Below are 25,378 nucleotides of genomic sequence, written 5' to 3'. Positions count from 1 at the left end.
GGGCCGTCACCGTCGTCATTCGCGATCACCTGCGCGAGTCGCCGTCGTCAGTGTCGTCGTCATTCGCGATCACCCAGTTCGGAGACGTCTAACGTGTCGTGTTCCTCGTAGACCCGGTAGGAGAGGACGAGTGCGAACGCGGTCATGCCGAACCCGATGACGATCGCGGTCAGGACGAGCGCCTGCACCAGCGGGTCGGCCGTCTCCGGCACGTGCTCGCCGTGGCCGGCCAGCACGGGCACCGAATCGGCGGTTCCCGCCGCGATGCCGCCCATCGCAAGCAGGTAGACGTTCGCCGCCTGGCTGATGATCGCCAGCCCCCAGACGACCCGGATCAGGTCCCGCCGGAGGATCAGGAACGTGCCCAGCGCGAACAGCGCGCCGATCACGGCCGCGAGGACGATCGTGGTCATTCCGCCCCCACCACCGAGAGGATCGTGAGCAGGCCGCCGACGACCACGCAGTAGACCCCGAAGTCGAACGCGAGCGCGCTCGCGATCTCGACGTGGTGGTAGATCGGCACGCCCTCGAGTTCGACGAACGTCTGCGTCAGGAAGGGGCGGCCGAACAGCAGCGGGACCAGTCCGCTGCCGATGGCGATCGCCAGCCCGTACTCGAACACGCGCCGGTAGGCCACGACGACCCGATCGCGCGAGGGCTCCTTCCCGGGGTCGACGTCGCGGCCGAGGACCCCGCGCTCCAAGAAGTCCAGTCCGAACGCGAGGTAGATGATCGCGAAGGCCGTCGTCGTGAGCACGCCGCCGATGAATCCGCCGCCGGGGAGGTTGTGCCCCTCTACGAACAGCGAGACGGCGACGACCAGAATGATCGGGACGATCACCCGGGCGGTCGTCCGCATGATCACCGTCGTCGTCATCGGTGTGCACCTCCGGTGTCGTCGGTCCTCATTCGTCGTCACCTCGGGAGCGCATGACGATGAGCGTCAGGATCGAGATCGCGGCCAGCGTGACGACGACGAGTTCGCCGAGCGTGTCGAAGCCGCGGAAGTCGACGAGGATCACGTTGACGATGTTCGTCCCGCCACCCTCGGGAACGGCGCTCTCGGCGTAGTAGCGGGCGACGTCCGTACTGCCCTCGGGGCGGGCGTCGGTCGTGAGAAGGACGGTGACGAACGCGGTCGCGCCGACGGCCAGCGAGAGAACGGCGTCCCGGGCGACCCCGCCGAGGCCGACCTCGTAGTACTCGGGAATCTCCTCGATCACGAGCAGGAAGATCAAGAGGACGAGCGTCTCGACGACCAGTTGCGTCAGCGCGAGGTCGGGCGCGCTGGCGAGGATGTAGAAGATGGCGATCATGAACCCCAGGATCGAGAGCGTGAGGATGCCGGCGACGTGAGAGTCGGCGGTGACGACCGCGATCGCGGCCACGACCGCGACCGCCAGGACGAGTGCGATCGCCGGCGTGGCGTCGATACCGACGAGTTCGCCGGGGGCGACGGCCACCGTCGCGGCGAAGCCAGCGAGCGCGAAGGCGCAGGTGGCGGCCAACGTCCACGTCGCGTACGTCCGGAGCAGGCCGTTGTGGACCCGGGACCCGAGCCAGGACCCCGCACCCGTGAGGTTGCCGACGACGGCGTCGTACCACCAGTTCGCGCTCACCGGCGGGGCCGCAGCCGGGACCGATCGGATCCCGCGGTGAATCCGATCGTAGAACGGGTACGCGAGGAAGCCGACTCCGATCGCGATCGCGCTCATCCCCACCGGAGTCGAGTACGAGGTGGGGAGGCCGACGTGCATCGCCTCGGGGTCGGTGGCGGTCGCGTCGACGCCGGACTGGACGATGACCCGGACCGCGACCTCGGGATCGACGCTGACGACGGCGGCGAGCGCGGCCAGGACGGCCGGCGGGACGAGCATCGTGATCGAGGGCTCGTGAACGTCGCCGAGTCCGTCGGGCCGGGCGCCGAAGAACAGGCCCAGGAACCGGAGCGAGTAGAGGACGGTGAAGATACTCCCGAATACGGCCACGGCGGGGTAGAGCCAGCCGAGCGCGCCGATGTCGTGGTAGTGACTGGCCTCCACGGCCGCCTCGAACAGCAGTTCCTTCGAGTAGAAGCCGTTGAACGGGGGGATGCCGGCCATGCTGAGGGCGACGACGACCGTGATGGCCGCCGTGACCGGCAGGTCGTGACGGAGTCCCCCGAGGGCGTCGATCCGCCGGGTGCCGGCCTCGTGGGCGACGATCCCGGCGACGAGGAAGAGCGCGGCCTTGAACAGGGCGTGGTTGAGCAGGTGGAAGACGCCGGTTTCGGCCCCGTAAATCGACGTGAACCCGAAGCCGGCGATCATCAGTCCGAGGTGGCTCGCCGTCGAGTACGCCAACAGTTCCTTGATGTCCGTCGCGGCGACCGCCAGGATCGCGCAGACGGTCATCGTCGTCAACCCGAGCGTCGCGAACAGGAAGAGCCACTCCTCCCCGACGAGGATCGGCCGCATCCGTCCCACGAAGTAGACGCCGACTTTCACCATCGTCGCGGAGTGGAGAAAGGCCGAGACGGGCGTGGGGGCCGCCATCGCGTTCGGCAGCCAGAAGTGCAGCGGGACCTGGGCGGACTTCGTCCCCGCACCGATCGCGAGCAGTCCCAGCACTGGCAGGAACAGCCCGCGATCGCGGAGGGCGGACTGCATCGCGTCGGGGTTGTCGAGCATCGCGGACAGGTCGTAGACGCCGACCGCGGACGCGGACGCGGAGCCGACGACGTCGACCGCGACGATCGAAAGCAGGAGGAAGCCGACCAGCAGGAAGAGGCCGCCGCCGACGGTGACGACCATCGCCATCCGGGCGGCGTACTGCGAGGAGTCGTCGGCCGTGTAGTGGCCGATCAGGACGTACGACGCGAGGCTGGTGAGTTCCCAGAAGAGGAAGATCGCGATCAGGTCGGCCGCGAGCGCGACGCCGAGGATCGATCCCATGAACGCCAGCAACGCGGCGTAGTATCTGACGAGGTGGGACTCGCCGTGCATGTACGCGGGCGAGTACAGGAAGATGAGCGTGCCGATGCCGGAGGCGAGCAGGGCGAACAGCAGCCCCCAGCCGTCGACGTAGAACCGAAGGACGACGTCGAGCGACGGGATCCAGGGGAGCGGAGGGACGGTCCCGGAGCTCGTCGTCGCCTCGGTGTACTGCGAGGCGAGCAACGTGAACGACGTTATCGCGACGACGGCGCCCGCGTAGCCGGTTCGCTCGCCGAGCAGCCTGAAAAGCAGGGGAGTGAGCGCTGCAGCGACGAACGGCAACGCGACCGCGGCGACGACCACCGCCTGGTCGGGTGACATTCAGTACGCCGGGGATAGGGCGACCCCACGCTTAAACGATTACCTTTTGGCCAGCGGCTCCGGGACCAACCGACCGATCGGCACGGTGACCGACGAGCGGCGAGGCGGACCTGCGGTTTCGGAGTCCGATACCCTTATTCGCGAACGGCGATGACCGTTGTACAGTGAGTACCGAGACGCCCGATCCGACCGAAACCGACGCCTTCGAGCAGGTCTGTGAGACGCTCGTCGAGCGGATCCTCGCGGGCGAAATCGATCGCGACGAGGTCGAGAAAGCCAAACTCGAGGCGTGTTCGGAGCACTCGGCACCGAAAGTCCCCAAGAACTCCGAACTGGTGGACTACGCGCCCGACGAGCACCGCGATGAACTCCAGACGGTGCTCCAGCGTAAGCCGGTCCGGACGGCCTCCGGCGTCTCGCCGGTCGCGATCATGACCTCGCCCGAGCGGTGTCCACACGGCAAGTGTCTCTACTGTCCCGGCGGGCCGGACTCGGAGTTCTCCTCCTCCCAGAGCTACACGGGCGAGGAACCCGCCGCGGCCCGCGGCGTCCAGAACGACTACGATCCGTACGGGCAGGTCACGCTACGGCTCGAACAACTCCGGGAAATCGGTCACCCCGTCGACAAGGTCGAACTCATCCTGATGGGCGGGACGATGACCGCCCGGAGCCACGACTACCAAGAGTGGTTCGTCAAGCGCGCCCTCGAGGCGATGAACGACTACGACGTCGACAAGGAACCCGAACCCGCGGAGGGCGTCAGCTTCGCCGAAGACCCCGAGGAGTACGAGTGGCGGTACGTCGAGGACGTCATCGCGGAGAACGAGACCGCCGACGTCCGCAACATCGGGACGACCTTCGAGACCAAACCGGACTGGTGCGATCCCGAGCAGATCGATCGGATGCTCGATCTGGGCGGCACGAAGGTCGAGGTCGGCGTTCAGACCACTTACGAGCGGATCAACCGCGAGATGCACCGCGGCCACGGCGTGCAGGAATCGATCGACGCCAACCGACGACTGCGGGATTCGGCGTTCAAGGTGGGCTTCCACATGATGCCCGGTCAGCCCGGAATGTCGAAGGAGATGTGTCTCGAGGACTTCCGGCGACTCTTCGAACAGGAGCAGTGGAAACCGGATTACCTGAAGATCTACCCGACGCTCGTCGTCCGCGGGACGGCCACTTACGACTGGTGGTACGAAGACGAGTACGAACCGCTGGGAAACGAGGAGGCCGCCGAACTCGTCGCCGAGATCAAGTCGATGATTCCCCGGTACACGCGACTGCAGCGCGTCCAGCGCGACATTCCCGCGGACTTCATCGACGCGGGGGTCTGGAAGTCGAACCTCCGGCAACTCGCACGAAAGCGCATGGACGAGCACGGCTGGAAGTGTGAGTGCATCCGCTGTCGCGAGGTCGGGATGAACGACGAGGACCCCGGGGACGTCGACCTCGACGTCACGACCTACGAGGCCTGCGGCGGTACGGAACACTTCATCTCCGTCGAGGACTTCGAGCGGGACCTCCTGATCGGCTTCTGCCGACTGCGGTTCCCGGGAGACCCGGTCCGATCGGAACTCGAGAACGCGGCGCTCGTCCGCGAACTCCACGTGTACGGCAGCGAGGTTGCGATGGGAGACGAGGGCGAGACCGATCAACACCAGCACCAGGGGTACGGACAGCAACTGATGGCCCGCGCCGAGGAGATCGCCGCCGACGCCGGCTACGACAAACTGAGCGTTATCTCGGGGATCGGTGCCCGGGAGTACTACCGGAACAAACTCGGCTACCACCAGGACGGCCCCTACGTGAGCAAGCGTATCTAACCGGACGTCGCTGGCACGGCGTCGCGTCCGCGATCGCTCCGATCGATCCGGGCCCTCACGTTCCGAACGCGCGACGAATTCGAATTCGATCGCCGCTCGCCCATTCCAGGGGCCGATCGGAAAGACGCTCACCAGGTTCGTCGTTCCGGGAAATCAGTCGGTTGTATCACCCATATATATTTCCTCCCAGCGCGTCAGTGTGACGTGATGGCGTTCAGCGATACGCTTCTCGAGGCCGGAATAGACATCTGGGAGGCACAGAAGAACCATCCGTTCGTCCGCGAACTCGCCGCCGGGACGCTCGACGAGGCGGCGTTCGAGCACTGGCTGAAACAGGACTACCGGTATCTGCTGGATTACGCGCGACTGTTCGCGATCGCCGGGGTGAAAGCGCACGATGAGGAGTCGATGACCCACCTGCTCGGGGTCGCCCACCAGGTGCTCGATCACGAGATGGACCTCCACCGCGAGTTCGCCGCCGAGTACGGCATCACGCCCGAGGAACTGGAAGCCGTCGAGAAAGCCCCGACGTGCGTGGCGTACACGAACTTCCTCCTCAGGACCGCCTACGAGGGCTCGATCGCGGAGATCGCGGCTGCGCTGTACCCGTGTATGCAGGGCTACCTCGACGTCGCCGAGCACATGGCCGACCTCGCCGACGGGGATCACCGGTACACCCCGTTCATCGAGATGTACACGAGCGAGGAGTTCCGCGAGGCGACCGACTGGTGTCGCGCGTTCGTCGATCGCTGTGGCGAGCGCTACCCCGGCGAGCACGACGCGATGCGGGAGGCGTTTCTCACGAGCGCCAGGCTGGAGTATCGGTTCTGGGAGATGGCCTACACGCTGGAGGGCTGGGACGTCTGATAGAGCGCCACGGGCCGTCGATCGTCGGAGTGGACTCGAGGGATCAGTCGATCGTAACCTCGAGTTCGAGCACGCCGAGGTAGGAGGGCGCGTTTCCGCCGGTCGTCCGGAACTCGGTGACCGTCGAGTCGACGATGTCGTAGAATTCCCCCTGCGACTCCGGAAAGACCGGCTGTCCGTCCTCCTGCAGGAGGAACGCGGGCGCGTTCGTCGCCTGCAGTCGTTCGACCCGCTGGCTCCACGCCGCCTCGTCGTAGAGGAAGACGCCGAACGAGAACCGTCCGGCGGCGACCGCCTCCTGTTTGGACTGGAAGCGATCCGCGTCCTCGACTTTGTACTCCTCGTCGCTGAGCCACGCGATCGCCGCCAGATCGTCCGTTCGGACGAGGTAGACGTCCCACGACAGGGTGTCGTCGAACTTTTCCCAGGTGTTTCGCGGGCCGATCGTATCGACCTCGACGCTGAACGCCGGTCGGCCTCGCGAACCGGTTGGCTCGTGGACGAACGTCGCGTCGTAGCCCGGTGCCCGGATTCCCCGGTCGTGGTAGACGACGCCTGCAGCGTCGACGTCGACCTGCCCGCTCGCGTTCAGTTCGTCGATCAGATCCACGACGGAGATGCCGCCCTCGTCCGCGAGGCGATCGAAGAACGAGGGAAGCTGGAAGACGTCCTCCCAGCGGCGATCGGGTGCCTGGCTCATGGGTATCGACCACCGCCGTGGTGCGGTCCGGTCCGCGCACACCGCGTCGATCGGACCCGATCGAGCGGTCGAGCGGCACTGCCGTCGTTCATACGCGTTCAAAGTGGGTGGCTTCGGATTATACTGTCGGATAGGACTGGGGATACTCGCCGACTGTCCGACGAAGGTCGCTCACGGATAGTCGAGGCGCTGCTGTGCCTGTTGAGCCCCGGTACGCAGTTTCAATCGTCCCGTCTCTCGGCGACGAGTGCCGATCGGTTCGAGGCCGTATCGAATCCAACTGGCAATGACGGTCCGTCCGCGCCGCCCTACTGCGCCCGATACTGCTCGGTCACGTCCTCTAGCGCGACCTCGCCCTCCGGAACGCGATACGCGGCCACGACGGATCGATCGGCATCCGGCGTGTTCGTCGTCTTGTCGACGGCGTACCCGATATACGTGCACGCATCTCGCGCGAATTCGACCACCGAATACCCCCAGTGATGGCTGTCGAAGAACTCGATATGCGGATTCATCGCCGGCACCAGCCACGACAACAGCGGTTCGGTGAGCGTCCGCCGCCAGCCCCGAGTCAGATGCAAGGCCTCCGCGACGTTGAGCGAGGTCACGGCGGGCGTCATGAACTCGACGCCGATCCGGTCGCCTTGCGCGACGCCCTCCCCGCCCGTAACTCGCCCGGGATACGACGACTGCGAGTAGGCGGCGATATAGCAGTGCATGTCTCCGGTCAGGGTCACGAAGTTGTCGACGTCGGCCTCCGCGATCGTCTCGGTGATTTGCATCCGTTCTCTCGTATAGCCGTCCCATCCGCCCTGGACGGGGTAGAGCGAGAGCGGGCCGGAGCCGACGCGGAGCGGGACGGTCAGGACCTCGTCGGCCCACACCGTCCACGTCGCGTCCGATCCGGTGATCGTGTCGATGAGCCACTCGCGTTGGTCCTCGCCGAGCATCGTCCGTCCGGGCGGTTCGCGGTGCGGGCCGACGTTGTCGGGCGTCGGGATCGCCTGCCGAGGCGGATCGCGGAACAGGCGTTCGTCGGTCATCGCGAGCGTCACGAGGTCCCCGAACTCGAACTCGCGCCAGAGCTGGAACCGGTCCTGGAGGTTGTCGCCACGCGGATTATAGTGGACGCGAGCAGGCATGTACTCCCACCACGCGTGCATCGCGTCGGCGACGAGGTCGGTCATGAACGCGGGGTCGTCGCCCCGGGGATGGTCACCCGCGGGTGCATCCGTTCGTTTGTCCCAGTACAGATCGTTGACCAGTTCGTGATCGTCCCACCCCGCGATCAGCGTGTGCGCTTCTAACGCTTCCTGAAGGAATCGATCGCTTCGATACGTGCGATACAGGTACCGGTAATCGTCGAGGCCCCACACGCGACTGTTCCCGCTGGGCAAGTCCTTCTCGCGCCCGGGGTAGTCGTACGATCCGAGGCCCTTGAAGTGGCCGTCGTCGGACTCGTAGATGAAGTCGCCGACGTGGACGACGAAGTCGACGTCCTCGCGGGCGACGTGGTGATACGCGGGATAGTACCCGTTGAGATAGTTCTGACAGGCGAGCACCGCGAACCGCACGGATTCGGGGGACGCGTCGGGCGCGGGGAGCGTCCGGCACCGCCCGATCCGCGAGGCCGTATCACGGTAATAGAACCGGTAGCGGTACTCGCGGTCCGGGTCGAGATGCCCGTCGAGATCGACTTTGACCGTGTAGTCGTGGGCCCGGATTTGCTCGGCGTCGGTGACCACGCCCTCGTAGACGACGTCGTCGAAGTCAGGGTCGCGGGCTACGCGCACGGCCAACGGGTCGGTTGCATCGAATACGGCGGGGGCGATCCGCGTCCAGAGGATTACCCCGGTCGGGGTCGGCCCGCCGCTGGCCACCGACTGGGGAAACACCGCGTCCGGATCCGCGTCGGGGTCGTACTCGAACCGGCCAGTGTCGGTGTCTGGATCGGGATCGGTTGCGACCGCGAGGTCGTGCGAGTCGAGTTCGGACAGGAGTTCGGCGTGATCGTCTTCACCCCGTAACGGCTCGTCGCGCCCGCCGAGGTCGATTTCGTCCGCCATATAGCCCCTGTTGGTGAGGTGCGAGGTTGTATATCTGTGGATACGGAGGTACGAGCGACTGTCCCGCCGGCCGCGGAATGCGAGGCGTTCTCGGACAGTAGGGATCCGTATCCTTTCGGCGAACTGCCGCGTTCGCCTGCGATCGACGATCGACGCCTGTGCCGGAGCGACACGTCTTTTTGACCGCGCCGGGGAGTGTGCGGTATGGATCCCAAGCGGGAACTCACGAGCGTCGACCTCGCCGCCCTCGTCCAGGAACTGGGCACCTACGAGGGCGCGAAGGTCGACAAGGCCTATCTCTACGGCGATGACCTCGTCCGGCTCAAGATGCGGGACTTCGATCGGGGCCGGGTGGAACTGGTACTCGAGGTGGGCGAGGTCAAGCGCGCCCACACCGTCGCGCCCGAGCGCGTGCCGGACGCCCCCGGCCGGCCACCCCAGTTTGCGATGATGCTCCGGAATCGCCTCTCGGGGGCGGACTTCGCGGGGGTCGAACAGTACGAGTTCGATCGCATCCTCGAGTTCGTCTTCGAGCGCGAGGACGGGACGACCCGCATCATCGTCGAACTGTTCGGCCAGGGCAATGTCGCGGTCACCGACGGCGAGTACGAGGTGATCGACTGCCTCGAGACCGTTCGTCTCAAGTCCCGGACCGTCGTCCCCGGTTCTCGCTACGAGTTCCCCGACACGCGGACGAACCCGCTGACGGTCTCCCGGGAGGCGTTCGATCGCGAGATGGACGACTCCGACACGGACGTCGTCCGGACGCTCGCGACCCAGTTGAACTTCGGCGGCCTCTACGCCGAGGAACTCTGTACCCGCGCCGGCGTCGAGAAGGCCCTCGACATCGACGACGCGACCGAGGACGACTACCGGCGGGTGTACGAGGCGATCGAACGCCTCGCGCTCGACATCCGCAACGGGAACTTCGACCCCCGGATTTACCGCGAGGAGGGCGAGGACGACGAGGGGGACGGAGAGAGCGACGCGGCCGACGGCCCCGTCGTCGACGTCACGCCGTTCCCGCTCGAGGAACACGCCGAACTCGCGGCCGATCCGGCCGACAGTTTCCTCGCGGCGCTTGACGACTACTTCTTCGAACTCACGCTCGAGGACGAGGAGGAACCGGACCCGACCGACCAGAAGCCCGACTTCGAGGCCGAGATCGCCAAACACCGGCGGATCATCGACCAGCAGGAGGGCGCGATCGAGGGGTTCGAACAGCAGGCCGAGGCCCAGCGGGAGAACGCCGAGTTGCTCTACGCAAACTACGGCCTCGTCGACGACATCCTCTCGACGATCCAGGAGGCCCGCAACCAGGACCGATCGTGGGCCGAGATCGAGGAGCGGTTCGCGGAGGGGGCCGAGCGCGGCATCGAGGCCGCCGAGGCGGTCGTCGACGTCGACGGCAGCGAGGGGATGGTGACGGTCGAGATCGACGGCGAGCGGATCGATCTCGTCGCCCACGACGGCGTCGAGCAGAACGCCGATCGGCTCTACACCGAAGCGAAGCGCATCGAGGAGAAGAAGGAGGGCGCACTGGCGGCGATCGAGGACACCCGCGAGGACCTGGAGGCGGTCAAGCGAAGGAAGGAACGGTGGGAAGCCGAGGACGGCGCGCCCGGCGACGGCGAGGACGACGAGGAGGACGAGGACCGGGACTGGCTCTCCCTCTCGTCCGTCCCGATCCGGGAGAACGAGCCGTGGTACGATCGGTTCCGGTGGTTCCACACGAGCGACGACTTCCTCGTCATCGGCGGGCGCAACGCCGACCAGAACGAGGAACTGGTGAAGAAGTATCTCGAGCGCGGGGACAAGGTCCTCCACACGCAGGCCCACGGCGGTCCCGTCACCGTGCTCAAGGCGACGGACCCGAGCGAGGCCTCCTCGGGCGACATCGAGATTCCGGAGACGAGCATCGAGGAGGCCGCCCAGTTCGCCGTCTCCTACTCGTCGGTCTGGAAGGACGGCCGCTACGCGGGCGACGTGTACGCCGTCGATTCGGATCAGGTCTCGAAGACGCCCGAGAGCGGGGAGTACCTCGAGAAAGGCGGATTCGCGGTGCGCGGCGATCGGACCTACTACGACGACACGCCGGTCGGCGTCGCCGTCGGCATCCAGTGTGAGCCGTGGACGCGCGTGATCGGCGGTCCACCGTCGGCGATCGAGGGCCAGGCCGAGACGACGATCGAGATCGAACCGGGCCGGTACGCCCAGGGGGACGCTGCCAAGCGGCTCTACCGGCGCTTCCGCGAGCGGTTCGAAGACAAGTCGTTCGTCCGCAAGATCGCCAGCCCGGACCGAATCCAGCACTTCATGCCGCCGGGCGGGAGCCGGATCTCCGAGGAGTGAGCCCGCAGGAGTCCGTATTCACGACCCTCGCGCGTTCTCAGTCGACCGGATCAGCGTCCACGTCGGCGTCCACGTTCTCCTCCTGTCTGTCGACCCACCGCTGCTGGCTCTCGTCGTAGGACGCGCCGAGCGCGATCAGGAACCCGACGATGGCGGTCACGACCGCGATGGCTCCGACGGCGACGACGGCGATCGACAGGACGGTTCCCGCCAGGACCTGTGCCGAGGTCAACAGCGACACTGCCGTCACGGCCGCGATCAGCGCGAGCAGGCGACCGAAGCGGCCGGTGTCGAGCCCCTCGTCTCCGTCCTCGGTCTCGGTATCGAACAGTTCGTTCAGGACGCCGGCGTAATCGTCGTCGCCGGTGACGCCGTTCCCGAGGGAGTGGACCGAGTGTGCGACCCACAGTCCTGCGGTGAAGTTGAGCAGGGCGACGAACGAGACGAGTCCCAGTTGACCCGCGACGAACAGTCCCGCCAGGATCGCGTTAGCGAAGGCGAGGACCATGATGCCGTGAACTGCGAGCGATCGGTTTCCGAAGTCTTCGAGGAGCGTCACGTGTGCGAGCTTCATACAGGAGGTAGGTTCGCCACGGGGATACCACTGGACCCTTACTATGGTGGATATTCCCACCCATGTTAGCAGGCAGGACGGTGCGAGCCGATCGCCGGCGGTACGGTGGACCCCGGAACGGAGTCGCCGGACCGCCCGGACCGATCGCGAGGGGATCGCAGCCCACTTACCCGCACCCCGAGAACCCACGCGCATGCAGATCAAAGACCGGGAACAGGTCGAGGGCGGGCGCGAACGGGTCACCGTCGTCCCCGAGAGCGTCGACGACCTCTGGCACCTCCAGTACGTCCTCGAACCCGGCGATCGCGTCGCGGGCGACACCACCCGGCGGATCCAGCGCAACGACGACCAGATGCGCGACACCGGCGGGGAGCGCGAACACATGTGGGTCGCGATCGCGGTCGAGGACGTCGAGTTCCACAAGTTCGCCAACCGGCTGCGCGTCGGCGGCGAGATCGTCGCCTGTTCCCGCGAGGACCAGCTCGGGTTTCACCACACGCTGAACGTCGAGGGGCGCGACGAGATATCGATCGAGAAGTACTTCAAGCCGGACCAGGAGGCCCGTCTCGAGGAGGCCGAGGAGGCGACCGAGAACCCGGACGTCGCCATCGCGACCGTCGAGGAGGGACAGGCCCACGTCCACACGGTCGCCCAGTACGGAACCGAGGAGCGGGCGACCATCACCGGCCCCACCGGGAAAGGCGAGTACGCCCGCGATCGATCGGAACTGTTCTCGGAACTCGGCGACGTCCTGAAACGACAGGACGCGGACGCGATCATCCTCGCCGGGCCCGGCTTCACGAAACGGGACGCCTACAAGTACCTCGAAGACAACGAGCCCGGAGTCGCGGAAGACGTCACGATGGTCGACACGGCGGCCGTCGGCGACCGGGGCGTCCACGAGGTCCTCAAACGCGGCGCGGTCGCGGACGTCCAGCAGGAGACCCGCATCGAGCGCGAGGCCGAGTACATCGACGAACTCACCGCGCGCATCGCCCAGGGCGCGAAGGCGGCCTACGGGCCCGAAGAGGTCGAGCAGGCCGCCGAGTTCGGCGCGATCGAGCGGCTGCTGATCCTCGACGATCGGCTACGCAAGGAACGGGGGCCCGACGGCGAGTGGGACGTCGACGTCGACGACATCGTCCGCACGACAGAACAGAAAGGCGGCGAGGTGACGGTCTTCTCGAGCGAGTTCCCGCCGGGTCAGCAGCTCTCGAACCTCGGGGGAATCGCGGCGCTGTTGCGATACCGGCTCGACTGAGAGACGGGGTTTCGGATCGGTCGACTCGATCGGCAAGCGCCGATCCCGGTCAACGCGACTCCAGCAGCGTCTGCTCGTCCACCTGGATCAGCTGGACCAACACGGACGCGAACAGCGATCCGGAGCTCCAGATCGCGGTCTCGCTTCCGTCGTCGTCGATGACCGAGAGCAGGACGGCGTCGTCATCGACGATGACGATCCGCCCCGATCGGTCGTCGCCCTGGCGGTGGGCGGGCGGCGTGAAGACGTCGACGCCCTCCAGTCGGGAGAGCCGTTCGCGGACCGCCTCGGTTGCGCTGACGCCGACGACGTCGACGCCCGCGGCGGCGCGCTCGTCGAGCGCCGCCTCGATGTCGTCGGTGAGCAGTTCCGGCAGACGCGTCCCGAAGACGATTCGTCGGTCGGCATCGGAGAGGAGGTCGACGACGCGATCGTCGACTCGATCGCTCCCCCGGACCGTCCAGATGTCCTCCTGTTCCTCTTGGCCGTTTGGCTCCGTGCGGACGTCCTCGACGTACTCGAAGGCTCGCTCCTGTTCGGTCTCGAACCGATCGCGCAGGATCTCGCGGGCCTCGTCGACGCTCACCGGCCGGTAGCGAATGGGGTTCGATTGCTGGACCTCGAGCAGTCCCCGTTCCTCGAGGGTTTCGGCGACGCCGTACACCTGCGACCGCGGGACGTCGACGGCCCGGGCGACGTCCCGGGCAGTCCCGGAGCCGATGCGGTGCAGACCGATGAAGACCTTCGCCTCGTAGCTCGTGAGGCCGAGCCGTTCGAAGGCCTCCAGGGCACCGGTCTCGTCGCCGCTCACTGGTCGTCACCTCCATCTTCGGGGCGGCCGCCGTCGCTCGCGGCGCGAGCGCTCGCGGGCGAGGGCGCCTCGAACGAGACGTCGGGGCCGAAGTACCGCGTCCAGAGGACGAGCAGGGTCGGCAGGACGAGCACGCTCGCGAAGAACGCGTAGACGATCGTCAGCGCGGTGATGATCCCGAACTGTTCGAGCACGGGGAGGATGGCGAACGCGAGGACGCCGAACCCGCCGACAGTGGTCGCCGCGCTGCCGAGCAGGGCGCCGCCGGTTCCCGTCACCGTCGTGTGCATCGCGTCCCAGACCGAGCCCTGGCGCTCGAGTTCGAGCGTGTACCGGGCGCTGACGTGGATGCTGTAGGCGACGCCGAGCCCGATCGTCAGGCTGGTGATCATCCCCGTCAGGACGTTGAAGGGCATCCCGATCAGGTACATCGTCCCGAGGATCCAGCTGACCGCGAGCGCGACCGGGAGCAGGGTCACGGCGCCGAGCGTCGCGCTGTTGCCCGTCAGCCAGTAGGCGACCGTGAGGAAGACGAACACGGCCACGAGCGTGATCAGCAGGCTCTGGAGAACCGTGTCCAGCAGGTCCTGCTCGACGACGTAGTTGACGATCGGATCGCCGGTCGCCACCACGGACCACCGGTCGCCGTCGTCGAAGTCCGCGGCGATGGCGCGCATCCCATCGGTCGTCTCGCCGGACGAGGCGTCCCCCTGGATCGAGACGACCATCCGGGCGGACTCGTACTCGCCGTCGGTGCGGTAGAGTACGTCGCTTGCGGCCTCGGAGTCGATCTCGTAGAGGTCGTCGTACAGCGCCTCGACGTCCTCGTCGGGGACGCCGTCGCCGTCGGTGTCCGCCGCCTGGAACGACTCGTTGAACGACTCGTTCTCGGCTGCGACGTTCTCCATCACCGACAGCGGGCTGCGGACGTCGGCCTCGCCGCTCGCCAGCACGTACGCCACGTCGCTGTCGGCGGCGTCGTCCTGGGCGTCCGCCACGCGTTCGAGCGTCTCGTCGTCGGTCACCTCACCCCTGATGAGCAGTTGCGCCTGCGAGTCCTGTCGCTGGAAGTTCTCGTTGACGTACTCGAGGTCGGACTTCGCGCTGTACTCGCCGGGCTGGAACGGTTCCGGCAGGTCCTCGGTCCAGGCGGGCGGACTGTCGGCGAGGAAGTCCTCCTGATCGAAGCTGGTGTCCACCTGGGTCGCGCCGTAGACGCCGCCCGCGGTCACCACCAGGGTGACGAGAAGGACCGCCAGCGGAGCTTTCCTGGCGATGACCGCGCCCACCGAGAGCGCGTCGGCGAGTCGACCGCCGCCGGTGCCGAACGCCCGTCTGTGCCGATCGATTCCACGAGCCTCGAGTCGGGCGTCGATCTCGACTTTCGCCGCGGGGATCATCGCGCCGAAGACGATCATGGCGGCGAGGATGCCGAACGCGCTCACGACGCCGAACTCGCGGATCGGACCGATCGGGCTGACGAGGTTCGAGAGGAACCCGATGACCGTCGTCGCCGTCACCCAGACGAGTGCGACGCCGACGCCCGCGAGTGCGACGGACATCGACCCCCGAACGTCCGTCGGCTCTCCGTCGTCCTGTGAGGGACTCTCCCCGTCGCGTTGCTCACGGGCCGCTTCGCTTCCCGTTCCCGTATCCGAGATGCGTGGCGTCTCGCGTTGCTCCCGATGGCGCATGAAGACGTGGATCGCGTAGTCGATCGAGAGCCCGATCAGGAGTACGGGAATGGCGACGAACATCTGGTTGAACGCGATGTCCGCCCAGCCCATGAAGCCGAACGTCCAGATCAGCACCGCCACGATGCCCGCGATCCCGAGGACGATGTCGAGCGGATCGCGGTAGGCGATCAACAGCGCGACGACGACGAACAGCAGCGCGAGCGGCGAGACGATCGCCAGACTGTCGCTCATCGATCGGTCGATCTCGTCGGTGATAATGCCGGACCCGAAGACGAGCATCTCCTGGTCGCGGTCGTCCGCGAGCTCGCGAAGCTCGAGTTGGCTCTCGGTGGTCCGATCGTCGACCGATCCCGGCCCCTGGAACTCACCGCTCTCGGTCGACTGCGTCACGAACAGCATTCGTGCGTCCGCGTCCGTCGAACCCGGTTCGTAGGACGTCGGCATCAGGCGCAGCGCCAGGTCGCCGCCCTGGTCGCCATCGTCCGAGAGGACGCTCGTGAGCGTCTCCTCGTACTCCGACTCGTTCATCGATTCGAGCTTCTCGATCTGGTCGTCGAGGGGCGGCTGGCCGGCTTCCTCGAGTTCCTCGCGGTCTTCCTCGAGTTCCTCGAAGTCTTCCTGGAGCTGTTCGCTGTCTTCTTCCAGTTCCTCGAAATCCGCCTCGAGCTGATCGCTGTCTTCCTCGAGCTGGGCGTACTCGTCCTCGAGTACGCCTCGCGTGCCCTGAACGTAGACGTCCTCGAGTTGCCCCTCGAGTTCAGTCGAGCGTTCCTCGTACTCCTCGTCGGAGAGTTCGCCGGCCTCGTTCGCCCGCTCGAGTTCGACGAGGGACGACTGAATCTCTCGCGCGTTCGACATGGCCGTGGCGAACTGCGCCGACTGCTCCTCGTCGAGGTCGGCCGTCGCGTCCTCGTAGACGTCGTCGAGCCGGCCCTCGAGTTCGGCCGATCGCTGCTCGTACTCCTCGTCGGAGATGTCGCCGGCCTCGTAGGAGGCGTTCAGTTCCGCGTACTCCGTCTCGATCGCGACGGTCTCGTTCAGCGCCGCCTCGAGGTCGTCGGCAGTCTCGTTGAGTTCGGCCGAGCGCTGCTCGAGTTCCTCGGCCGTCCCGTTGAGTTCCGCGCTCCGATTCTCGAGTTTCGCACTGCGAGCCTCGAGTTCCGCGCCGCTTTCGGAGAGGTTTTCGGCCTGGTCCTCGCGGATCGCGGTCGTCGCCACGAGGTTCTCGACGCCGACGATCGCTTCGTCTTCGACCAGCGTCGAATTGATCGACTCGTCGCCCCGGAGTTCCTGCTGGAATTCGAGCGACGAGAGCAGTGATTCCTTCGTGAGGACGTCGTCGCCCCTGACGATCACCTGTACCGTCGTCGTGTTCTCCTGATCGTCGGTCGAGAAGTTCTCCTCCGCGTACTCGAGGGCCTCACCTTCGGGTGAGTCGCTCTCGTACTGGTCCAGCGACGACTCGTCGTCGACCATCGGCGCTCCCGCGCCGACCAGCGCCGTCGTCAGCAGAAGTGCGGCGAGGACGATCGCCGAGTGCGTCGTGACCAGATTCGCGATGCGATCGGGAAGGCTCACCGTCGATCACCGTAGTGACCCCTCGGTGCGATCGTCGAATTCATTCCTTGGTAGCCCCTTCCGAAACGGACGGGGATATATCTGTTGTTACCCGACTACTAACAGGCCTGGGTGGATCGTTCGACGCGCAGACGTCGTTACTCCCGCCGACCGGAGCCTGACGCAGTTACTCGATCGAGACCGTCTTGAGATCCTCCGCGAACCGGACGTCGCCGTCGTAGTGAGCCCCGATCGAGGCCAGCATCTCCTCGTGTCGATCGTCGGTGTGGGGATAGAGGTGGGTCAGGTAGACCCGGCCGATCTCCCGCCCGGAGAGTGCCCGGCCGAGCGTCTCGGGCGTGGGATGGTTCGAGACGTCGACGTCGTCGGGGAACGAACAGTCGTGGGCGAGGATCGCGGATCCCTCGGCGAAGTTGGCCAGACCGGCGAACGCCTCGCTGTCGCCGCTGAACGTGAACAGGTCGCCGAAACGGTACGCGAGACAGGGGAGCGAGTGGCGCGTCTCGTAGGCCGAGACGTCGAATCCGGCCACCGAAAACTCGCCGGGGACGACCTCGCGCACCTGCAGGTCGAGTTTGCCCTGCATGTACTCGTGGACCGAGAGGAGGTCGTCGAGCAGGGTCTTGGTCCCCTGCGGACCGACGACCTCGAGGTGTTCCTCGCCGGCCAGCCAGCGGGCTTTCATCAACGGGAGCAGGTCGGCGACGTGATCGAGGTGGTGGTGGGTCAAGAGGACCGTCGAGACGTTCTCGTAGCCGACGCCGGACTGCTGGAGGCGGTGTAACGCGCCCGACCCGCAGTCGATCAGGAGCGATCGGCCGTCCGCCTGGACGAGGATGCCGGTCTGGAACCGTTCGCCGGTGGGCATCGCACTGCCAGTTCCGAGAAAGGTGACGCGCATACGGACCTCTCGGACGGCCTGTCCGATAAGATTGGCTGCTCGGCCCCGCGGCCTCGTGTGCGGAATTCGCGGTCGGACCCGTTAACTCGGCGGCGATCGATAGCAACGCTATGCGCGCTGCAACTCTCGAGGCGTACGGGGAACCGCTCGCGATCGAGGACGTCGATCCACCCGATCCCGCTCCCCACGGGGTCGTCGTCGACGTCGAGGCCTGTGGCATCTGCCGGAGCGACTGGCACGCTTGGCAGGGCCACGGCGAGTGGGCCGACGATCAGGTGCCGATCGGGCAGATCCTCGGACACGAACCCGCGGGCCGAGTGGCTCGCGTCGGTGCCCAGGTGGATCGACTCGCGGCGGGCGATCGGGTGGTGATCCCGTTCAACCTCGGCGAGGGTGGCTGTCCCCAGTGTCGGACTGGCCACGGGAACGTCTGTAAGGACGGCTACGCGCTCGGGTTCGAATCCAGCGTCCCCGGCGCGTTCGCCGAACAGGTCCACGTCCCCCACGCGGCGTTCAACCTGACTCGACTCCCGGACGTCGTCTCGCCGACGGAGGCCGCCGGACTCGGCTGTCGGTACGTGACCGCGTTTCACGCGCTCGCTCACCGGGTCGACCTCGCTGGCGGCGACTGGGTCGCCGTCCACGGCTGTGGCGGACTCGGATTGGCCGCGGTCCAGATCGCGACGGCCCTCGGCGGGACCGTCGTCGCGGTCGACGTGCGCGAGGAGCCGCTCGCGATGGCGACCGATCTGGGTGCCGAGGCGACGATCGACGCGTCCGAACGCGAGGACGTCCCCGCCGAAATCGAAGCGATCACGGACGGCGGGGCCCACGTCTCCGTCGACGCGCTCGGTCGCGCCGAGACGTGCCGGAACAGCCTCGACTGTCTCGGGATCCGGGGGACACACGTCCAGCTCGGCCTGACGACCGACGCCGAGCGCGGTGAGGTCCCGCTCCCGATCGACGAGATCACCCGGTGGGACGTCACGGTCGTCGGCTCGCGAGGGATGCCACCCTCCCGGTACGACGAACTCCTGCGCATGATCGAGGCGGGCCGACTCGAACCCGATCGGCTCGTCACGCGCGAAGTCGCGCTCGAGGACGTATCCGATCGGCTCGCGGCGATGACCGAGTACGAGACGCGTGGCGTGGAAGTCGTCACCGAGTTCTAAAATTCACTTTCGCTCCGGTAGCCAAACCCTCTTACATACCGCTCCCGCAGACGACGATGATGGCTGAGTCCGAGTCCCTCGAGTTACCGATCGCCGACGACGCCCTCCCGTTCGATCCCGCGGCGGTCACGATCGAGGACCGGGACGTCTTCGACCTGCTCGAGCCCGCAGTTCAGCGGTGGTGGCTCGAGGAATTCGGCGAGTTCGTCCCCGAGAACGACGGGTTCTTCACGCCGCCGCAGCAGGGGGCGATCCCGAAGATTCACGACGGGACGAACACGCTGATCTGTGCGCCGACCGGTTCGGGAAAGACGCTATCGTCGTTCTGTGCGATCATTAACGAACTCTACAGACGCGACCGCGAGTCGGAAGACGGCCTCGAGAACTCCGTCTACTGCCTCTACGTCTCGCCGCTCAAATCGCTCGCGAACGACATCCACCGGAACCTCGAGGTGCCGCTCGAGGGGATCGAATCGATCGTCGCCGACCGCGACGGCGACGAGGAGATGGGCGAGATCCGCCACGCCATCCGCCACGGCGACACGGACTCGAGCGATCGCCAGAAGATGCTCGAGGAGACGCCCCACGTCCTCAACACGACGCCCGAAACCCTCGCGATATTGCTCAACTCGCCGAAGTTCCGCGAGAAGCTTCGTACCGTGGAGTACGTCATCGTCGACGAGATCCACTCGCTGGCGGACGGCAAACGAGGGACCCACCTGTCGGTGAGTCTCGAACGACTGGAGGCGATGGCCGAGGGCGAGATCACGCGGATCGGCTGTTCGGCGACGATCGAGCCGCTGTCGCAGGTTGCCGAATTTCTGGTCGGCTGTGAGGAACCCGGCGGGGAGCCGAGCGAGGGGCTACGCGCCGCGGACGGTGCGAGCGGGGCGGAGGCCCGCGAGCCGCGACCGTACGAGATCGTCGACGCCCGCTTCGCCCGCGAGTTCGACATCGAACTCGAGTGTCCGACCGACGATCTGATCAACACGTCCCGCGAGGTCGTTCAGGAGCGGTTCTACCGGATGCTCCACGAACACGTGCAGGACCATACCAACACGCTCGTGTTCACCAACACCCGATCGGGTGCGGAGCGCGTCCTGCACAACCTCCGCGAACGGTTCGACGTCTACGACGAGGACAACTCCGGCTGTCACCACGGCAGCCTCTCGAAGGACGTCCGTCAGGACGTCGAGGGGAGGCTGAAGGACGGCGACCTCGACGTCGTGACGTCCTCGACCTCGCTCGAACTGGGGATCGACATGCCCCACGTCGATCTCGTCGTGCAGGTCGGCTCTCCGAAGTCCGTTGCGGCCCTGCTCCAGCGGATCGGGCGGGCGGGCCACCGTGTCGGCCAGACCGTCACCGGCCGGGTGATCGCGCTCGACCGGGACGAACTGCTCGAGTGTGCGGTCATGCTGAAGAAGGCCGCCGAGGGGTTCGTCGACTCGGTCTCGATCCCGGAGAACGCCCAGGACGTCGCCGCACAGCACGTCTACGGGATGGCGATCGCCGAAATCAGGCCCGAGTCCGAGGTGAAAGCGATCCTCCGCCGGGCCTACCCCTACCGGAACTTTTCGGACGAGGAGTACGAGCAGTTGATGCGGTACCTGACCGCGGAGTACGCCGGTCTCGAAGATCGAAACGTCTACGCGAAGATCTGGCGCGACGAGAACGACCCGCCCGACGGCCAGCACCACCACGAGGAGTACCCCGTCGGCGAACCGCTGATCGGCAAGCGCGGTCGGCTGGCGCGGGTGATCTACATGACCAACATCGGGACGATCCCCGACTCCTTTACCTGCGACGTCCACACCCGCGCGAGCGACGAGTGGGTCGGCCAGCTCGACGAGAACTACCTCGACACCCTGGAGAAGGGCGACGTCTTCGTCCTCGGCGGCGATCACTTCGAGTACCGCTACCGGCGCGGATCGAAGGTGTACGTCGATCGGACCAGCGCCCGTCCCACGGTTCCGTCGTGGTACTCCGAGCGGCTCCCACTGTCCTACGATCTGGGCCGCGAGATCCTCGCCTTCCAGGCGGACCTGCTGGATCACTACGACGCGGGCGGTCCGCCGCGGGTCCGCGCGTGGCTGCGGGAGTTCCCGCTCGACGACGACAGCGTGCGCGCGATCGCCCGGCTGTTCGACCACCAGGTGCGCTTCGCGGGGGCCGACAGCGTGAGCACGCCCGATCGGCTCGCGATCGAGGTCGAGCGCGATCGCGACGAGTACGAACGCCACTACTACGTCCACTCGGCGTACGGTCGCAAGTTCAACGACGGCCTCTCCCGCCTCCTCGCGTATCGCTGTGCCCAGGAGGCGACCGCGAACGTCCGGGTCGCCGTCGCGGACAACGGCTTCGTCCTCTCGATGCCGCTGAACCGGAAGGTCGACATCGAGGGCATCGTCGACGATCTCGACCCCGAGCAGGTGCGTTCGGACCTCCGTGCGGCCATCGCCGACACCGACCTGCTCCAGCGGTACTTCCGGATCAACGCGACCCGATCGCTGATGATCCTCAAGCGGTACAAGGGCTACGAGAAGTCCGCCAGCGAACAGCAGGTCTCGAGCGAGATGCTGCTCGGGTTCGCCGAGGACTTAGCGGAGTTCGCCGTGATCGAGGAGACCTACCGCGAGATCCTGGAGGATAAACTCAACGTCGACGAGATCGAAGCGATCGTCGCGGCGATCGATTCGGGCGAGATCACCGTCCAGCGGCAGTTGCTCGACTCGCCGACGCCGCGGGCGTTCGGGCTGGCGACGCTCTCGGCTAGCGACGTCGTGCTCGCCGAGGACGAGAGCGCAGCCCTGCAGGCGTTTCACGAACACGTCCTCGAGGAGATCGGCGAGGAGTCGCTAGCGGGGCTCGCGTCTGACGAGTGACGAGTAGGTAGTCTGATACTGTTGCCGAAACCAATACTGGACAACTCGTCGAAAGCCACCCGTGAAGTGGCTATGCAAGATCGGTCGGGCTCGTATCTAGTACCCTCCCGAGCGTCGACTACAGGACCGAACCGGCGACCCCCGTTCGGTTCGACCCTGCAGTTCCGGCGTGGGACGCCACTAGTCCTCGGTCGACCTGCGGTCGGCTGTCAATTGCTCGAGCGTTCCGGCGACCCGCTCGAACGTCTCATCGTCGGGAATCGACAGCGTCGTCGGCGGTGACGGCGTAATCCGTGTCACGAACCGGCTGACGACCCCCGAAGAGTCGGACTGCCACGAGAGCGAGAGCCGCCGGTTCTGCGGGTCGACGTCGACGCCTGCGAGCCGCGAGAGACCGAAACAACGGTCGTCGACGCACAGGGAAGGAGGCTCCAGCGAGTAGTAGTGGTCGCCGTCGTTCCACTGGGCGGCCGCGTCCGTCGAGACGAGTGCGGCAGGTCGCCCCTCGAAGACCTCGCGAACGTCGTCGAGGGCTTCCGCCGCGAGGTTCGCGTCGAGTTCGAACGTCCGATGATCGGGGACGTACCACAGGAAAACCTCCCCATCCCGTCGGACGGCGACGGACTCGAGCGCGACGAAGCGATGCCAGGTCCCGACCGTGAGAAGACCCTCGAGCGCGTCCGTACACTGGGGGAGAGAACCGCGGTAGATCCCCTCGTCGACCCGCTCGAATTCCGTGTCCACGTCGGCGACCCGGGCAGGGTAGTCCTCGGCGAATTGCTCGGCGTCGAGTGCGATCTCGACGGTCGTCCCGTGCTGGAGCGCCGCCCTGAGGGCCGCGTTCACGCACTCGAGTTCGTCTCGAGTTGAGTCCTCGAGGTCACCGAGGACCAGGGCGTGCGTGGGATCGATATCGGTCGCCGCCTCGTTCATAGTCCTCATTCGGTTCAAATCGTCTTAGATTCCAAGCTCCCCGACGGGTGATGCGAGCGTTGTGACAGCTAGGTAGTAAGCGAGTGCAGCGACGACAACCGCCGGAATGGCAGCTCCCGCCGCGTCAGCGGCCTTGTTAATGGCGTTCCCTATGACCGTATTCTACTCGGGTGGAATTTCGGAGTCGAAGAGAGAGTAGCCATCGACGGGATTCTCGACAGTGTATAGCTGCCACTCAAAGTCACTTGTTACTACAGGAGAGCGATCGAACGATACAGTCCATCGCGATGACTGTGTAGTGGATTACTACTAACGCCTCTTCCAGAAATACCAACTGATTGTGTAAAGGCTAACAGTGGTAGAAATTCCCCAAAATTACTTCATCTTGGAAATTGCAGTGGGAGTATGTCGTTTCAGTTATCGGAAGAACAGCGGGCGATCCGCCGAACCGTCAGGGAGTTCGGCGAGAACGAGATCGAGCCGGTCGCGCGCGAGCACGACGAGAACCGCGAGTATCCCCACGATCTCGTCCAGCAGGCGGCCGAGATGGACCTGGTCGCGACCGGCATCCCCGTCGAGTACGGCGGCGCGGGGATGGACCTCCTGTCGAGCGTCGTCGTCACGGAGGAACTGTGGCGCGCCGATCCCGGGATCGGGAGCGCGATCAGCAGCCGCGGCTTCGGCTCGACGATGATCGAGCGGTTCGGCGACGAGTGGATGAAAGAAGAGTGGCTCCCGAAGATCGCCGACGGTGAGGCGGCGTGTGCGAGCGCGATCAGCGAACCCGCTCACGGATCGAACGTCGCCGGGATGGAAACCCGCGCAGAGCAGGATGGTGACGAGTACGTCCTCAACGGGAACAAGATGTGGATCACGAACGGAACGATCGCCGACGTCGCCGTCGTGATGGCCAAGACGGACCCGGGCGCGGGCCACGAGGGGATCACCGCCTTCCTCGTGCCGACGGATCTCGACGGCTTCAGCGCCGAGAAGATCGACAACAAACTCGGCATCCGGGCGTCGGACCTCGCGGAACTGATCCTCGACGACGTCCGCGTCCCTGCGGAGAACGTCATCGGTACCGAGAACGCGGGCTTCTACCAGCTGATGGACTTCTTCGCCGCCGGCCGCGTCAGCGTGGCCGCACAGGCGATCGGCACCGCACAGGCGGCCCTCGACGAGGCGCTCGCGTACGCCGAGGAGCGCGAGCAGTTCGACCAGCCGATCGCGGAGTTCCAGGCGATCCAGCACAAACTGGCCGAGATGGCGACCAACGTCGAGGCCGCCCGATCGCTGACCTATCGCGCTGCGACCGTCGCGATGGAGGGCGACGACCAGCTGGCCGCGAAGTTCGCCAGTATGGCGAAGCTGTTCGCCAGCGAGCACGCGGTCGACGTCGCCGACGAGGCGATCCAGGTCCACGGCGGTGCGGGGTACGTCTCCGACCACCCCGTCGAGCGCTACTACCGCGACGCCCGCATCACGAAAATCTACGAGGGCACGAGCGAAATTCAGAAGAACATCATCGCGGATCAGCTCCTATGACGGACCACGAAACCTGGAGCGAACGGCAGAAGACGGCGGGCGTGACGGTCGACGGACACGATCTGGAGATCGCCTACCACGAGGACGGGCCGGACGCGGACGCCGGGAACGAATCGGACGGTGGAACCGAGGCGGACGCTGGCGGCGACGAACCGCCCGTCGTCTTCCTCCACGGTATCCCGACGTGGTCGTTCCTCTGGCGGGACGTCGTGCCGACGATCGCGGAGAACCGCCGGACGATCGCACCCGACCTGATCGGCTACGGCAACTCGTCGATGCACGACGGCTTCGATCGATCGATCCGCGCCCAGGAGGTGATGCTCGAGGATCTCCTCGCGACGCTCGACGTCGAGACGGTGTCGCTGGTCGCACACGACATCGGCGGCGGGGTCGCGCTCCGTTTCGCGGCGCACCACCCCGACAGGGTCGAGCACCTGGTCCTCTCGAACGCCGTCTGTTACGACTCTTGGCCCGTCGAGTTCGTCTCGAATCTGGGGCTGCCCGACACAGTCGAACTGGACCGATCGGAACTCGAATCGCGACTCGACTCGGCGTTCGTCGAGGGTGCCTACGGCGAGGCCGACCCCGACTTCGTCGAGGGAATGAAAGCCCCGTGGCTGTCCGACGAGGGGCACCGCTCGCTCGTCCGGAACGCCGTCGCGACGAACACGAATCACACGACCGAGATCGACTACGGATCGATCGCGGCCGAGACGCTGTTGCTATGGGGTGAAGACGACGTGATGCAACCGATCGCGTACGCCGAGCGGCTGGCCGACGATATCCGGGAGAGCCGGATCGAACCGCTGTCGGAGGCCTACCACTGGGTGCCCGAGGATCGATCGGCCGCGTACGCCGATCGGCTCCGGTCGCTCCTGTCCGAACCGAACACGTAAATTATGGAAACGACGATA

General features: G+C 66.3%; 18 protein-coding genes. 8 read left to right on the top strand and 10 right to left on the bottom strand.

Features of this window, described 5'->3' with window-relative positions:
* Nucleotides 1-59 precede the first annotated feature (59 nt).
* The 3 genes from MUG98_RS14565 to mbhE are packed head-to-tail and all read right to left on the bottom strand — an operon-like array spanning nt 60 to nt 3,296.
* On the bottom strand, nt 60-413 hold the full coding sequence (locus MUG98_RS14565) for a sodium:proton antiporter (RefSeq protein WP_265108170.1): 354 nt from the start codon (nt 411-413) through the stop codon (nt 60-62).
* Nucleotides 410-877, bottom strand: a complete 468-nt coding sequence (locus tag MUG98_RS14560; RefSeq protein WP_265108169.1) for an MnhB domain-containing protein — start codon at nt 875-877, stop codon at nt 410-412. Before MUG98_RS14560 ends, MUG98_RS14565 begins: the two co-directional genes overlap by 4 nt.
* 28 nt (nt 878-905) lie before the next feature.
* The gene (gene mbhE / locus MUG98_RS14555; RefSeq protein ID WP_265108168.1) at nt 906-3,296 is read right to left on the bottom strand and encodes a hydrogen gas-evolving membrane-bound hydrogenase subunit E; all 2,391 of its coding nucleotides are present in this window, start codon (nt 3,294-3,296) and stop codon (nt 906-908) included.
* 164 nt (nt 3,297-3,460) lie between these two features.
* Here mbhE and MUG98_RS14550 point away from each other — a divergent pair, with 164 nt between their 5' ends.
* Both MUG98_RS14550 and tenA read left to right on the top strand, forming a co-directional pair.
* Nucleotides 3,461-5,122, top strand: a complete 1,662-nt coding sequence (locus MUG98_RS14550; protein WP_265108167.1) for a tRNA uridine(34) 5-carboxymethylaminomethyl modification radical SAM/GNAT enzyme Elp3 — start codon at nt 3,461-3,463, stop codon at nt 5,120-5,122.
* A gap of 207 nt (nt 5,123-5,329) precedes the next feature.
* Complete coding sequence (tenA, locus tag MUG98_RS14545) at nt 5,330-5,989, top strand: thiaminase II (RefSeq protein ID WP_265108166.1); 660 nt, start codon at nt 5,330-5,332, stop codon at nt 5,987-5,989.
* A 43-nt stretch (nt 5,990-6,032) separates the two neighbouring features.
* Here the strand turns inward: tenA and MUG98_RS14540 are convergent, their stop codons facing one another.
* Nucleotides 6,033-6,689 (bottom strand): hypothetical protein, encoded by a 657-nt coding sequence (locus tag MUG98_RS14540; protein WP_265108165.1) that lies wholly within the window; start codon nt 6,687-6,689, stop codon nt 6,033-6,035.
* Nucleotides 6,690-6,997: 308 nt separating this feature from the next.
* The gene (locus MUG98_RS14535) at nt 6,998-8,755 is read right to left on the bottom strand and encodes an alkaline phosphatase D family protein (protein WP_265108164.1); all 1,758 of its coding nucleotides are present in this window, start codon (nt 8,753-8,755) and stop codon (nt 6,998-7,000) included.
* 204 nt (nt 8,756-8,959) lie between these two features.
* On the opposite strand from MUG98_RS14535, the gene rqcH reads away from it, so the two are divergent.
* Nucleotides 8,960-11,107 carry a ribosome rescue protein RqcH gene (gene rqcH, locus MUG98_RS14530; RefSeq protein WP_265108163.1) on the top strand — a complete coding sequence of 716 codons (2,148 nt, stop codon included), beginning with the start codon at nt 8,960-8,962 and terminating at the stop codon, nt 11,105-11,107.
* 37 nt (nt 11,108-11,144) lie between these two features.
* Here rqcH and MUG98_RS14525 read toward each other — a convergent pair whose 3' ends face one another.
* Entirely contained in the window at nt 11,145-11,681 is a 537-nt protein-coding gene (locus MUG98_RS14525; protein WP_265108162.1) for a hypothetical protein, read from the bottom strand.
* A 193-nt stretch (nt 11,682-11,874) separates the two neighbouring features.
* On the opposite strand from MUG98_RS14525, the gene MUG98_RS14520 reads away from it, so the two are divergent.
* A complete protein-coding gene (locus MUG98_RS14520; protein ID WP_265108161.1) occupies nt 11,875-12,942 on the top strand; it encodes an mRNA surveillance protein pelota in 1,068 nt (355 codons plus the stop codon).
* 49 nt (nt 12,943-12,991) lie between these two features.
* On the opposite strand, the gene MUG98_RS14515 is transcribed toward MUG98_RS14520, so the two are convergent.
* The 3 genes from MUG98_RS14515 to MUG98_RS14505 form a co-directional block, all read right to left on the bottom strand.
* Nucleotides 12,992-13,753, bottom strand: a complete 762-nt coding sequence (locus MUG98_RS14515) for a TrmB family transcriptional regulator (RefSeq protein WP_265108160.1) — start codon at nt 13,751-13,753, stop codon at nt 12,992-12,994.
* A complete protein-coding gene (locus MUG98_RS14510; RefSeq protein WP_265108159.1) occupies nt 13,750-17,028 on the bottom strand; it encodes an MMPL family transporter in 3,279 nt (1,092 codons plus the stop codon). The genes MUG98_RS14515 and MUG98_RS14510 overlap by 4 nt, the downstream gene beginning before the upstream one ends.
* Before the next feature lie 166 nt (nt 17,029-17,194).
* Nucleotides 17,195-17,929, bottom strand: a complete 735-nt coding sequence (locus tag MUG98_RS14505) for an MBL fold metallo-hydrolase (RefSeq protein ID WP_265108158.1) — start codon at nt 17,927-17,929, stop codon at nt 17,195-17,197.
* A 110-nt stretch (nt 17,930-18,039) separates the two neighbouring features.
* Here MUG98_RS14505 and MUG98_RS14500 point away from each other — a divergent pair, with 110 nt between their 5' ends.
* Nucleotides 18,040-19,101, top strand: a complete 1,062-nt coding sequence (locus MUG98_RS14500) for a zinc-dependent alcohol dehydrogenase family protein (RefSeq protein ID WP_265108157.1) — start codon at nt 18,040-18,042, stop codon at nt 19,099-19,101.
* Nucleotides 19,102-19,160: 59 nt separating this feature from the next.
* Nucleotides 19,161-21,986 carry an ATP-dependent helicase gene (locus MUG98_RS14495; protein WP_265108156.1) on the top strand — a complete coding sequence of 942 codons (2,826 nt, stop codon included), beginning with the start codon at nt 19,161-19,163 and terminating at the stop codon, nt 21,984-21,986.
* A gap of 180 nt (nt 21,987-22,166) precedes the next feature.
* On the opposite strand, the gene MUG98_RS14490 is transcribed toward MUG98_RS14495, so the two are convergent.
* Nucleotides 22,167-22,928: a hypothetical protein gene (locus MUG98_RS14490; protein ID WP_265108155.1), complete on the bottom strand. Its 762-nt coding sequence runs from the start codon at nt 22,926-22,928 to the stop codon at nt 22,167-22,169.
* A gap of 396 nt (nt 22,929-23,324) precedes the next feature.
* Here MUG98_RS14490 and MUG98_RS14485 point away from each other — a divergent pair, with 396 nt between their 5' ends.
* A complete protein-coding gene (locus MUG98_RS14485) occupies nt 23,325-24,464 on the top strand; it encodes an acyl-CoA dehydrogenase family protein (RefSeq protein WP_265108154.1) in 1,140 nt (379 codons plus the stop codon).
* Entirely contained in the window at nt 24,461-25,360 is a 900-nt protein-coding gene (locus MUG98_RS14480) for an alpha/beta fold hydrolase (protein ID WP_265108153.1), read from the top strand. The genes MUG98_RS14485 and MUG98_RS14480 overlap by 4 nt, the downstream gene beginning before the upstream one ends.
* Nucleotides 25,361-25,378: the final 18 nt, after the last annotated feature.

It is taken from the genome of Halosolutus halophilus (assembly GCF_022869805.1).
Taxonomy (GTDB): domain Archaea; phylum Halobacteriota; class Halobacteria; order Halobacteriales; family Natrialbaceae; genus Halosolutus; species Halosolutus halophilus.
Note: the sequence above shows the minus strand (reverse complement) of the source record. Positions and strands in the feature narration are given on the sequence as shown.

Bases quoted from the DNA above. Each gene is read 5' to 3' on its own strand.
- MUG98_RS14490 (WP_265108155.1), bottom strand. From the start codon at position 22,928: ATGAGGACTATGAACGAGGCGGCGACCGATATCGATCCCACGCACGCC.
- MUG98_RS14565 (WP_265108170.1), bottom strand. From the start codon at position 413: ATGACCACGATCGTCCTCGCGGCCGTGATCGGCGCGCTGTTCGCGCTG.
- tenA (WP_265108166.1), top strand. From the start codon at position 5,330: ATGGCGTTCAGCGATACGCTTCTCGAGGCCGGAATAGACATCTGGGAG.
- MUG98_RS14525 (WP_265108162.1), bottom strand. From the start codon at position 11,681: ATGAAGCTCGCACACGTGACGCTCCTCGAAGACTTCGGAAACCGATCG.
- MUG98_RS14505 (WP_265108158.1), bottom strand. From the start codon at position 17,929: ATGCGCGTCACCTTTCTCGGAACTGGCAGTGCGATGCCCACCGGCGAA.
- MUG98_RS14520 (WP_265108161.1), top strand. From the start codon at position 11,875: ATGCAGATCAAAGACCGGGAACAGGTCGAGGGCGGGCGCGAACGGGTC.
- MUG98_RS14535 (WP_265108164.1), bottom strand. From the start codon at position 8,755: ATGGCGGACGAAATCGACCTCGGCGGGCGCGACGAGCCGTTACGGGGT.
- MUG98_RS14480 (WP_265108153.1), top strand. From the start codon at position 24,461: ATGACGGACCACGAAACCTGGAGCGAACGGCAGAAGACGGCGGGCGTG.
- MUG98_RS14540 (WP_265108165.1), bottom strand. From the start codon at position 6,689: ATGAGCCAGGCACCCGATCGCCGCTGGGAGGACGTCTTCCAGCTTCCC.
- mbhE (WP_265108168.1), bottom strand. From the start codon at position 3,296: ATGTCACCCGACCAGGCGGTGGTCGTCGCCGCGGTCGCGTTGCCGTTC.
- MUG98_RS14485 (WP_265108154.1), top strand. From the start codon at position 23,325: ATGTCGTTTCAGTTATCGGAAGAACAGCGGGCGATCCGCCGAACCGTC.
- MUG98_RS14495 (WP_265108156.1), top strand. From the start codon at position 19,161: ATGGCTGAGTCCGAGTCCCTCGAGTTACCGATCGCCGACGACGCCCTC.
- MUG98_RS14560 (WP_265108169.1), bottom strand. From the start codon at position 877: ATGACGACGACGGTGATCATGCGGACGACCGCCCGGGTGATCGTCCCG.
- rqcH (WP_265108163.1), top strand. From the start codon at position 8,960: ATGGATCCCAAGCGGGAACTCACGAGCGTCGACCTCGCCGCCCTCGTC.
- MUG98_RS14500 (WP_265108157.1), top strand. From the start codon at position 18,040: ATGCGCGCTGCAACTCTCGAGGCGTACGGGGAACCGCTCGCGATCGAG.